Source organism: Rhizomicrobium sp., assembly GCF_056722145.1.
The window spans coordinates 1-10983 of the sequence record NZ_JBWZET010000382.1 but is presented as its reverse complement, the minus strand read 5'-3'; the positions used below and the strand labels follow the sequence as shown (position 1 = coordinate 10983).

At 63.7% G+C, this 10983-nt stretch carries 9 protein-coding genes; 4 read left to right on the top strand and 5 right to left on the bottom strand.

Annotated elements, in window-relative coordinates; genetic code table 11:
* Positions 1-172, top strand: a 172-nt coding sequence (locus AC1P6P_RS20210; protein ID WP_481404249.1) for an iron-sulfur cluster-binding protein, incomplete at its 5' end; no start/stop codon positions are given.
* Positions 173-314: 142 nt separating this feature from the next.
* The gene (locus AC1P6P_RS20205; protein WP_481404248.1) at positions 315-644 is read left to right on the top strand and encodes a DUF2934 domain-containing protein; all 330 of its coding nucleotides are present in this window, start codon (positions 315-317) and stop codon (positions 642-644) included.
* A 10-nt stretch (positions 645-654) separates the two neighbouring features.
* Here the strand turns inward: AC1P6P_RS20205 and AC1P6P_RS20200 are convergent, their stop codons facing one another.
* Genes AC1P6P_RS20200 through glgB form a run of 4 tightly spaced genes read right to left on the bottom strand, consistent with a single transcriptional unit; the run spans position 655 to position 7635 of the window.
* Positions 655-1104, bottom strand: a complete 450-nt coding sequence (locus AC1P6P_RS20200; protein WP_481404247.1) for a Crp/Fnr family transcriptional regulator — start codon at positions 1102-1104, stop codon at positions 655-657.
* A gap of 56 nt (positions 1105-1160) precedes the next feature.
* Positions 1161-3311, bottom strand: coding sequence for a 4-alpha-glucanotransferase (gene malQ, locus AC1P6P_RS20195; RefSeq protein WP_481404246.1), 2151 nt, complete (start codon positions 3309-3311; stop codon positions 1161-1163).
* A 2-nt stretch (positions 3312-3313) separates the two neighbouring features.
* Positions 3314-5431, bottom strand: coding sequence for a glycogen debranching protein GlgX (gene glgX, locus AC1P6P_RS20190; RefSeq protein ID WP_481404245.1), 2118 nt, complete (start codon positions 5429-5431; stop codon positions 3314-3316).
* Positions 5432-5436: 5 nt separating this feature from the next.
* On the bottom strand, positions 5437-7635 hold the full coding sequence (gene glgB / locus AC1P6P_RS20185; RefSeq protein WP_481404244.1) for a 1,4-alpha-glucan branching protein GlgB: 2199 nt from the start codon (positions 7633-7635) through the stop codon (positions 5437-5439).
* Positions 7636-7859: 224 nt separating this feature from the next.
* Here glgB and glgA point away from each other — a divergent pair, with 224 nt between their 5' ends.
* Together glgA and AC1P6P_RS20175 are read left to right on the top strand one after the other, a co-directional pair.
* Positions 7860-9377, top strand: coding sequence for a glycogen synthase GlgA (gene glgA / locus AC1P6P_RS20180; RefSeq protein ID WP_481404243.1), 1518 nt, complete (start codon positions 7860-7862; stop codon positions 9375-9377).
* Between the two features lie 90 nt (positions 9378-9467).
* Positions 9468-9752 (top strand): DUF2934 domain-containing protein, encoded by a 285-nt coding sequence (locus AC1P6P_RS20175; protein ID WP_481404242.1) that lies wholly within the window; start codon positions 9468-9470, stop codon positions 9750-9752.
* 126 nt (positions 9753-9878) lie between these two features.
* Here the strand turns inward: AC1P6P_RS20175 and glgP are convergent.
* On the bottom strand, positions 9879-10983 hold a 1105-nt coding region (gene glgP, locus AC1P6P_RS20170; protein WP_481404241.1), incomplete at its 5' end, for an alpha-glucan family phosphorylase.

Here is a 10983-nt window from a genome sequence, read left to right as displayed (position 1 = left end):
GTGCGGCGCCTGCATGGTGCCGGTGACCATCGGCGGCAAGATGGTGCGCAAGCACGCTTGCATCGATGGCCCGGAACTCGACGCCCACATCATCGATTGGGACAAATTCCTGCCCCGCTTCAATCAGTTCAAGGAGCAGGAAGCCGTCGCTCGTACCAAGCACGGACTGTAAAATTTCCGCCTAATAACTCAGCGCCGGTCCATCACCCGATGGGCCGGCGTTTTTGTTTGCCCAAACAGCAATGCGGGCGTCAAAAAATCTTGGTTTCAAATTTGCAGGCCAATCGCGTATGAGTGGAGCTTCGGAGGACACGATGAACGCGAAAAACCCCGGTACCGATGGATTTGTCCGCGAGATCGAACGGCGCGCCTATTTCATCTGGGAGCACGAAGGCCGCCCCGAAGGCCGTCAACATGAGCACTGGGCCCGCGCCGAAGCCGAAATCTTGAGCGAACAGCGGCCGCCGAAAAATGTCACGGCGAAGAAAGCGGTGACGGCCAACAATCCCGTCGACAAGAAAGTCGCCGAGAAAAAGCCCAACGGCAAAGCCGCCAAGGGAGCCGAACCGGTCAAGGCCTCGGCGAAGGCGGTGAAGAAGAAGCCCGCCGCCAAGCCGAAAAAGTCGCCCTCACCGGAGGCGTGATGGCCGGGATTTATTTCCGGTCGTCCAGGATCTGCAGCCGCGCGGCGCGCAGGCGTTGGATCAGGATCGGCATGAAGCGCTTCATCATCTCGTAGCCGAGATCGTGATTGTCCTCGCACTTGCCGCGCAGGCAGGCGGCATCAAGCGCGATGGCGCGCGTCAGTTCGAGCGCCTTGGCCGACAGCCCGCGCCGATAGGGCGGCACCAGCCATGAAGCGCCGACGATCTCGCTTTCGCCGACGGTCTGGATCGCCACCGGCTCGTGACCGCTCTCAACCTCGAGCGCGACCCGGCCCGAGCGCAACAGGTAAAGCTGGTCGGCAACATCGCCTTCGCGAAAAAGGTACTCGCCCGGCTCGAAGCGCACGTTCTTGGCGCAGCCCGACACGACGTCGGTGTAGTCCTCTTTCATGCCGGAAAAGAAGGAGTGCTCGCGCACGATCCGTTCGAGACCTTCCATGCGACAACTCCCGCTTCCAAAGCGGTGCGGAGTTTAGGAACAATCGCCGCGTGCCGCTAGCCCCGCCCGGTGCCGATCGCCGCCAGCGCGGTGCGGAACGCCGGATCGGCGCCGAGGGTTTCGAGCGACTGCGCCAGCCGGCGCCGCCAGTTGGGATACTCGGTGACCGAGCCGGGCAGATTGGCCTGGCGGGTCTGGCCGACAAGATCGTCAAGCTGCACCATCATGAGGCGCGACGGCGCGCGGGCGAGATAGGTGTGCACCGCCGCGGTCAGCGCCGTGCTCCAGGCGAGATGGTCGGCATCGGCGGGGCTGACGCCGGCCGGCAACAGGTCTTCGGCCGCCAGCGCCTGCAACAGTTCGCGCTTGTCCGCGATGCGCCCGGCCATGGCGGCAGCCTCTTCGGCAGCGGTCTTGAACAGGCCGATGTGGGCCTTGGCTTTCAGGTCTTCGCCCTGCCAGAAACCGCCTAGCGTGGCGAGGTCGTGCGTGGAAATCGACACCGCCGCCAGACGCGGATACTCCGTGGGCGGCTTAAAGGCGGCGCGGTTGCGCTCGAAATAGAGCACGCGGCTCGAAAGGATGTTGGCTTCCGCCAGCTTTTCGCGGAAGCCGGCCGGCACTGTGCCCAGATCCTCGCCGATCACCATGCACTCATTGCGCTGGCTTTCGAGGCTGGCGACCGCGATCAGATCGTTGAGCGGAAAGCGCACATAGGCGCCTTCGGTCGGCTTGGCCCCGGCGGGAATGAGATAGAGCCGCGTCAGCCCCATGACATGATCGATGCGCAGGGCTCCGGCATGGCGCATATTGGCGGCGAGCAGGCTGCGGTAGTAGGCGTAGCCGGTTTCCTTCAGCCGCATCGGATTGAGCGGCACCAGGCCCCAGTCCTGGCCCATCTCGTTGAATGGATCGGGCGGCGCCCCCACCCTTGCTCCGCCGGCGAATTGTTGGCGATGCATCCAATAATCGGCGCTGGAGGCGTCCACCGACACGGCGAGGTCGTTGTAGAGGCCGACCGCCATCCCTTTGTCCTTGGCGCGGCCGGCGGCGTGGCCGAATTGCACATCGGCGCACCATTGCAGGTACTGGAAGAAGCCGACGCGATCGGCGCGGGAAGCGCGGAACTCGGCGGTGCCGTCGGACTTGGCATCGCGATGCGGCGCCGCCCAATGCGACCAGTCGAGGGCGCCGTAATGCTCGCCCAGCGCCTCGAAGGTGGCGAAATCCTCGAGCTCGCGGCCCTGTTCGGCGACGAAGCTGCGGAACGAGCGGGCGCGATGAGTGTTGGCGGCCAGATGCTGCGCCACGAAATGGGCATAACAGCGCTCCAGCACCGGCAATTTCAGCGAGGTGACGGCGCGATAGGGCACGAACTCGTTGGCCTGCGCGCCGGCGGCGACACGACGAAATTCGGGATGCTCGGCGAGCGCCCGGGCCTCGGCACACTCGGCAAAATCGGCGAGCGCGGTGACATCGAGATAGAGCGGATTGCGGAACAGGCGCGAGCACGGCGAATAGGGGCTGGCGTTTTCCGGCAGATTGAGGAACAGCGCATGCAGCGGATTGAGCCCGATCGCGGCACCGCCCGCGCCTGCCACCTGGTCGATCAGCGTTTCGAGCGCCGAAAAATCGCCGATGCCCCAGTCGCCGTCGCGCTTCAGCGCATAAAGCTGCACCATCAGGCCGAAAGCATGCGCCAGACCGTCCGGCATGAACGCGCGGCGCGGCGCCACAATCACCCGGGTGGCCGCCTCTTCGCCTTCGACGCGGAAAATGTGATAGCCGGCCGGCAGTGCCGCCAGCGCCAAGCGATGCTGGAAGATGCGCCGGTTGTCGAAATAAGCGATGTCGTCGTGGCGAAGATCGCCGAGCCGGCAGCTGCCGGTGCGTTTGTCGCCGTCTTCGAGCACCAGCTCCCATTTGATCAGCCGGTCGCCTTCTTCCTCCCAGGCGCGCAGCGGCAACGCGACGGGCTCGTCGTCTTTCAGCGTCACCACGGGAGGCAACAGCCGCATCCATGGCGCCCGCCAGAAACCGGTCAGGCTCGCCCACACCTCGGCGTCGGTATCGGCGGCAATGCCGAAGGCGGCGAGCAGCGCGCGGATGGTGTCATGGCCGGCATCGTGACGGTTGCCGTGGTTGTCCCAGTAATGGGTCTCGATCCCGGCAGCATCGGCAAGCTTCAGGACGTTGTCGGCATCCATAATCAGACGTCGCCTTCGAACAGGGCCAGTGCGTGCGCCGGAAGCTGGAACGAGGTCGCGGCCGCAAATCGTCCGGACGCCTCGCCGTCCGCCACCGCCGTGTCGAGGATCCAGTGCCAGCGCTTGTCGAAGGGAACTTTAGGCAGAACAAAGTTAACGGGTTCCTCTCCGGCATTAACGAGCAGGAGAAAGGAGTGCGGGTCGAGCCGCCGGGTATAGGTCGAGACGTCCATTTCGGCGGTGGCGGCATAGCGCACGCCGAGCGCCTTGGCATGGGGACGGTGCCAATCGGCATCGTTCATCTCGCGGCCGTCGGGCGAAAGCCAGACGATGTCCTTGACGCCGGTATCGTCGATCGGGTCGCCGAGGAAGAAGAACGAGCGGCGGAACACCGGATGCTCGAGGCGCAAACCGATCACCCGGCGCACGAAGGCGACGAGATCGCGATTGTCTTCGAGCTTGCTCCAATCGACCCAGCTGGTCTCGTTGTCCTGGCAATAGGCGTTGTTGTTGCCGGCTTGTGTGCGGCCGAATTCGTCGCCGGCGAGCAGCATCGGCATGCCCTGGCTGAGCAGCAGCGTCGCCAGGAGATTGCGTTTCTGCCGGTCGCGCCGGGCGATGATGCCGAGATCATGGGACGGGCCTTCGGTGCCGCAGTTCCAGGAAAAGTTCTCGTCGGAGCCGTCGCGGTTGTTCTCGCGGTTGGCGGCGTTGTGCTTGAAATTGTAGCTGACGAGGTCGTCCAGCGTGAAGCCATCGTGGGCGGTGATGAAATTGACGCCGGCGGTCGGGCGGCGCCCCGGCGGACAGAACACATCGCTCGAACCCGCCAGCCGCGCCGCGAAATCGCCGATGCGGGCGTCGCCGCGCCAGAACCGGCGCACGTCATTGCGGAAGCGGTCGTTCCATTCGCTCCAGCGCGGCGGAAATCCGCCGACGCGATAGCCGTCGGGGCCAAGATCCCACGGCTCGGCGATCATCTTGGTCTTCACCAGCACGGGGTCCTGCTGCACGCAGGAGAAAAACGCCGAGGTCGGATCGAAGTCGCCGTCGTCGCGGGCAAGACTCACCGCCAGATCGAAGCGGAAACCGTCGACGTGGCAGGATTCGACGAAATAGCGCAGCGAATCCATCACCATCTGCAGAACGCGCGGATGGGCGGTGTTGAGGGTGTTGCCGGTGCCGGTCATATCGCGATAGCGCGATTTGTTGTCGGCGAGAATGTAATACGAGGCGTTGTCGATGCCGCGGAACGACAGGGTCGGGCCGAGCTCATTGCCTTCGCCGGAATGGTTGAAGACGACGTCGAGGATCACCTCGATGCCGGCATCGTGGAAGGCGCGCACCATGTTCTGGAATTCGACGCGACGGCCGCCAGCGAGATAGCGCGGCTCGATGGCGAAAAAATTGACCGAATTATAGCCCCAGAATTCCTTGAGCCCGAATTTCGCCTGCACCGACGTGGTGGTGAAGGGATGGATCGGCAGCAGCTCCACCGCCGTGATGCCAAGCTCGCGCAGATAGCGGACCACAGCCGGACTCGACAGTGCCGCCGCCGTGCCGCGCAACGGGCCATCGACATTGGGATGGCGCATGGTGAAGCCGCGCACATGCAGCTCGTAGACCACCGAATGCGAGCGCGGCGTGCGCAGCACCGGATCGCCCGTCCAGTCGAAATCGTCGGCCACGACCCGGCATTTCGGAACAGCGGGCGCCGAATCGCGCATGTCGAACGACAGATCGAAGCGCTGGTCGGTGGGATCGAACCCGCAGTGCAGCGGATCGTAGGCGATCGGCCGGGTCAATTCCTTCGCATACGGATCGATCAGCAGCTTGTTGGGATTGAAGCGATGGCCGGCCAAGGGCTCGTAAGGGCCGTGGACGCGATAGCCGTAAAGCTGGCCGGGACGGGCGCCCTTGAGATAGCCGAACCAGACGTCTTCGGATTTTTCCGGCAGGTCGGTACGCGTTATTTCGTGTTCGTCGGCATCGAACAGGCATAGTTCCACCCGCGTCGCATGGGCGGAAAACAAAGCGAAGTTGATGCCCTCGCCGTCGAACGTCGCGCCCAACGGAAAGGGACGCCCCTGGCTGAGCCGCACTGCGGTCGTCACGGTCATTCCTTTCAGCGGCCTTCCGGCACCAGCACGAAGGCGCCGAGCGGGGGCAAGGTCAGCGACAGACAGTCGGGCTGGCCATGCATCGGGCAGCCGAGCGTGGTGAGGCTGCCGGCGTTGCCGATATTGCCGCCGCCGTAGAATTCGCTGTCGGAATTGAACGCCTCATAATAGCGCCCGCTTTTGGGCACGCCGATGCGGTAGTCCTTGCGCACCACCGGCGTGAAATTGCACACCACCACGACGAAATCGTCGGGATCGGCACCGCGGCGGATGTAGGAAATCACGCTCGCTTCGGTGTCGTTACAGTCGATCCAGGCAAAACCCTCCGGCTCGCAGTCGCGGGCATGCAACGCGGTGCGCGAGCGATAGAGCCAGTTGAGGTCTTTCAGCGCATTCTTCAGCCCGGCATGTTCCTTGAACTCAAGCAGATGCCAGTCGAGGCTGGAATCGTGGTTCCACTCGTTCCACTGGCCGAGCTCGGCGCCCATGAACAGCAGCTTCTTGCCCGGCATGGTGTACATGAAGGTGTAGTAGGCGCGCAGGTTGGCGAACTTCTGCCACAGATCGCCCGGCATTTTGGTGAGCAGCGAGCCCTTGCCGTGCACGACCTCGTCGTGGCTGAGCGGCAGGATGAAGTTCTCGGTGAACGCATACAAGAGGCCGAAGGTCAGGTCGTGGTGGTGGAATTTGCGATGCACCGGCTCCTTCGACATGTACTGCAGGGTGTCGTGCATCCAGCCCATGTTCCACTTGAACCCGAAGCCGAGGCCGCCGAGCCAGACCGGGCGCGACACCATCGGCCAGGCGGTCGATTCTTCGGCCACGGTGACGGCGTCTTCATGGTCGCCGTAGACCAGCTCGTTCATGCGGCGAAGGAAATCGATGGCTTCGAGATTTTCGATGCCGCCGTGGACGTTCGGCACCCACTCGCCGTCCTTGCGGCTGTAGTTGCGGTAGAGCATCGAAGCGACCGCATCGACGCGCAGCCCATCGATGCCATAGCGGTTCAGCCAGAACAGCGCGTTCGACAACAGGAAGCCGCGCACTTCGTTGCGGCCGAAATTATAGATGTAGCTGTTCCAGTCGGGGTGAAAGCCCTCCTTCGGATCGGCGTGCTCGTAAAGGTGAGTGCCGTCGAAGGTGTGCAGGCCGTGGCTGTCGGAGGGGAAGTGGCCTGCCGCCCAATCGAGCAGCACGCCGATGCCGGCCTCGTGACAGGCATGCACGAAATGGCGGAAATCCTCGGGCGCCCCGTAGCGCGCGGTCGGCGCAAACAAGGCGGTCGGCTGATAGCCCCACGAGCCGCCGAACGGATGCTCGTTGATCGGCATCAATTCGACGTGGGTGAAGCCCATCTCCTTGACGTAGGGCACCAGCGTATCGGCGAGTTCGCGATAGCTGAGCGGGCGATTGCCTTCTTCGGGCTTTCTCTGCCAGGAGCCGATGTGAACCTCATAGATCGAGATCGGCGAGCGGCGGTCCGACTTGGGGCCCTTGCCGGTGTCTTCGCGCTCAATTCCCATCCGCGCATCGGCACTGACGACCGAGGCGGTCTTGGGCGGCAGCTCGGCTTGGAAGGCGAACGGATCGGCTTTCAGCAGCAGGACGCCGTTCTGGGTCTTGATCTCGAATTTGTAGGCGGCACCGGGGCCGACGCCGGGCAGGAAAATCTCCCAAATGCCGGCACCCGGATTGAGGCGCATGACGTGGAAACGCCCGTCCCAACCATTGAAGTCGCCAACCACCGAAACCCGCCGTGCGCTCGGCGCCCAGACGGCAAAACTGGTGCCTTCCACCCCGTCCATGACCGTCGGATGGGCGCCCATCTTCTCGAAGCTCTTGAGGAAGTTGCCTTCGGCGTGAAGGTAGAGGTCGAGTTCGCCCAACACCGGCGCGAAGCGGTAGGGGTCTTCGATATCGAAGCTCCAGCCCTCGCCTGTGACCCGCAGGCGATAGGCGAACATCTCCTCGCCGACCCGCCCGGCGAACAGACCCGCTTCATGCAGCTGGGTCAGCTTGGCAACCGGCGCGCCGGAGTCATGCTGCAGCACCTCGATGGTGCGGGCGCCGGGATGGAAGACGCGGACGGTGACGACGCGCCCGTCCTGGTGCATGCCGAGATACGAAAACGGATCGTGGTCGTCACCCGCAACAATGGAAGCAACCCGGCTGTCACGCACCTCGGTTCGCTCAGGACGATCCATTTTTTCTCCCGGTGCAACTTTTGCTGCGTTCGCCATGGTCCATTCCGTTCCGAGTTAGCCCATATCCATTGATTTCGTACGGAAATTAGTGAAATTCGGGCTAGGCTAAATCGGGCATTTGATTCGTTACGGTAATAAGAGTTTTACCAGATTAGGGTTTTATGGTTTCCGAACCAATACTGGGGGCGGCAGGCATTTAGAAATACCTGCTGCGAGGGGCTTAGATGCGGGTTCTGTTTGCGACGGCGGAAGCATATCCCTTGGCCAAGACCGGGGGCCTTGCCGACGTTTCCCGCGCCCTTCCCGTAGCCCTTCGCCGCCTCGGAGTCGATGTCCGCCTGCTGATGCCCGCCTACCCGCGGGCCTATCTTCGCATCGAGAACCCCAAACTGGTCGCCCGGATCGCTCCCGCGCTCGGCATTGACGATGCCACCCTGATCGCCGGGACCTTCCCCAATGCCGACCTGCCCGTCTACCTGATCGACAGCCCCAGCCTGTTCCGGCGCAATGGCGGCCTCTATCAGGACGAAACCGGCAAGGAGTGGCCCGACAACCCGCTGCGTTTCGCCTTCTTGGCCCATGTCGGCCGCGAAATCGCGATGGGCCGGGCCGGTATCGATTTCAAGCCCGACCTCGTCCACGCCAACGACTGGCATGCCGGACTGTTGCCGCTCTATCTCTCGCTCGAAACCGGCCCCCGGCCGGCGAGCGTCTTCACCACCCACAACATGGCCTTCCAGGGCAATTTCCCTGCCGAATGGCTGGACCGCCTGGGCATTCCGGGCGCCTTGTTCAGTCCGGGTGGCGTCGAGTTCTATGGCCAGATCTCCTATCTGAAGGCGGGCTTGCGCTATGCCGACCGGGTCACCACGGTGAGCCCGACCTATGCACGAGAAATCCTGACCCCCCTGTTCGGTTGCGGCATGGAAGGCGTGTTGGCCGAACGCGGCGAAGATTTCAGCGGCATTCTCAACGGCATCGACGAAGCTTTGTGGAATCCGGCCAACGATCCGGTGCTGCCGCGGCCCTATCGCGAGACCGACATCACCGGCAAGCGGGCCTGCAAGGCGGCACTGCAAGCCGAATTCGGCCTTAAGGTCAGCCCCGAAACCCCGGTGCTCGGCTTCGTCAGCCGGCTCACCCAGCAGAAGATGGCGGACGTCATTTTGGAGCTGCTGCCGTGGCTGGCCGAACAGGATGCCCAGTTCGTGGCGGTCGGCGAAGGCGATCCCAAGCTGGAAGTCGCCTTCGACGAAGCCAGCGAACGCCACAGCGGCAAAGTCGCGGTGACTGTCGGCTATGACGAACCGCTGGCGCACAAGCTGCAGGCCGGCTGCGACATTCTTCTGGCGCCGGCCCGCTTCGAGCCCTGCGGCCTGACCCAGCTTTACGCCTTGCGCTACGGCAGCCTGCCGGTCGTGCGCCGCACCGGCGGCCTCGCCGATACGGTGGTCGACGCGACCGCGACCTCGATCGCCGACCGCAGCGCCACCGGCTTCGTCTTCGACGAGCCGACGGTGGACGACATGACGGCCGCCCTCGAACGGGCACTGTCGCTTTATCGTGAGCCGCTGATCTGGCGCCGCCTGCAGCTGCAGGCAATGGCGCAGGATTTCAGCTGGACCTCGAGTGCTACCCAATACGCCGCCCTCTACAGTGCCGCCAGCGGTCTGCCAGTCGACCTTGGTGCTCCGGTTGCTGAACGGTCGGTGCAACAAACAACAAGACAAGCCGTAAGTTGAGTGCATAATGTGAGTCGAACCGGCTGCGTCGCTCAGCCCGGGCGCGACGGCCGGGGGCATCCAGAAAAATAATCGGGCAGGAGATGTGTCATGCCCAACGACCAGAAGCCCGTCCCGTCGGACGAAGAAATCCGCAACCGCAGCTACCTGATTTGGGAGCGCGAAGGCTGCCAGGACGGCAAGTCCCAGGAATATTGGCTGCGCGCCAAGACCGAACTCGAAGCCGAGCTGGAAGCCAATTGGCATGCCGCCTCGATGGAAGGCGAGACCACCGCCTTCGTGCTGCCGGTGCTGCCGATCGCAACGCCGCCGGTGAAAACAGTCTCAGTCAAGCTGCACGAAGACGACGCCGAACTGAGGGCCGCCGTCGCCTGATCGGGCCGCGAACGGCATCAGCCGCCGGCCCGCTGGGCTGGACGATCGCTTTTTTGTCGGCGCTGCAAAAACAAACCCCCACGGATCGCTCCGCGGGGGTTTCGGTTTATGGGGGCCACTCCGCCCTTATTTCTGCCAGGTGATCAGCGGCAGTTCGGCCGGCAGGAAGGCGTTGGGGTGATAAGGCACGACGCGCACGGTGTAGTCGTCTAGCCGCCGCGTGGACGGGATCGCGCCGGCGAAAATATAGCCATTGGTCGAACCCGGGATGGCGTTTTCCTGGTGCAGCATGATCACCTCGGGGGCGTGCTCGGCGGTCTGGTCGGCGAACATCTCCACCCGGACCGCGTTGGGCGTCAACTCGCCGAGATAGACCGGCACCACGACATTGGTGGCGTTGTCCGTCTGACTCGCCACCGCATTGCCGATGTGCAGGCCGTTCCAGCGCGAATAGAGCGTGCGCGACCACTGGTTCAACATCCGCGCCGGACCGCAGCGATCCTTCATGCGCTCGCGCACCGCCTTGGCGAGCGGCAAATAGGCCTGTTCGACGTAGTCGGTCATCATCCGGGCGCCCGAGAATTCCGGCGTCAGCCGGCCCATCGAATGACGGATGCGGGTCAGCCACTTGCGCGGCAGGCCAAGGCCGTCGCGGTCGTAGAATTCCGGAATGACCTTGTTTTCGAGCACGTCGTAGAGGCTTTCGATGTCGATGGCGTCGACGCCTTCGGCGGTGCCGCCCGAGCCGTCGCCGATCGACCAGCCGACTTCGTCGGTGTAGGCCTCGTCCCACCAGCCATCGAGCGTCGAACAATTGATGCCGCCGTTGACCAGCACCTTCATGCCCGACGTGCCGCAGGCTTCCCATGGCCGGCGCGGGGTGTTGATCCAGACGTCGACACCCTGGGTCATCTCCTGGGCAAGGCTGATGTCGTAGTCTTCGAGAAAGACGATCTGGCGGCGGTAGCGTGAATCGCGCGCCAGGTTGATCCACTCCTGGATCATGCCCTTGCCGACGTTATCGGCCGGATGGGCCTTGCCGGCGACGACGATCTGCACCGGGAACATGGCGTTGTGCAAGAGCTTGTCGAGGCGGGACAGATCGCGCAGCAACAGGTTCGGGCGCTTGTATTCGGTGAAGCGGCGGGCAAATCCGAGCGTCAAGACGTTCGGATCGAGCACCGTGTCGGCCTTCTGCACCTGTTCGAGGTCGAAGCCGCCCTCCCTGAGC

Bases quoted from the DNA above. Each gene is read 5' to 3' on its own strand.
- glgB (WP_481404244.1), bottom strand. From the start codon at position 7,635: ATGGATCGTCCTGAGCGAACCGAGGTGCGTGACAGCCGGGTTGCTTCC.
- glgX (WP_481404245.1), bottom strand. From the start codon at position 5,431: ATGACCGTGACGACCGCAGTGCGGCTCAGCCAGGGGCGTCCCTTTCCG.
- AC1P6P_RS20205 (WP_481404248.1), top strand. From the start codon at position 315: ATGAACGCGAAAAACCCCGGTACCGATGGATTTGTCCGCGAGATCGAA.
- glgA (WP_481404243.1), top strand. From the start codon at position 7,860: ATGCGGGTTCTGTTTGCGACGGCGGAAGCATATCCCTTGGCCAAGACC.
- malQ (WP_481404246.1), bottom strand. From the start codon at position 3,311: ATGGATGCCGACAACGTCCTGAAGCTTGCCGATGCTGCCGGGATCGAG.
- AC1P6P_RS20175 (WP_481404242.1), top strand. From the start codon at position 9,468: ATGCCCAACGACCAGAAGCCCGTCCCGTCGGACGAAGAAATCCGCAAC.
- AC1P6P_RS20200 (WP_481404247.1), bottom strand. From the start codon at position 1,104: ATGGAAGGTCTCGAACGGATCGTGCGCGAGCACTCCTTCTTTTCCGGC.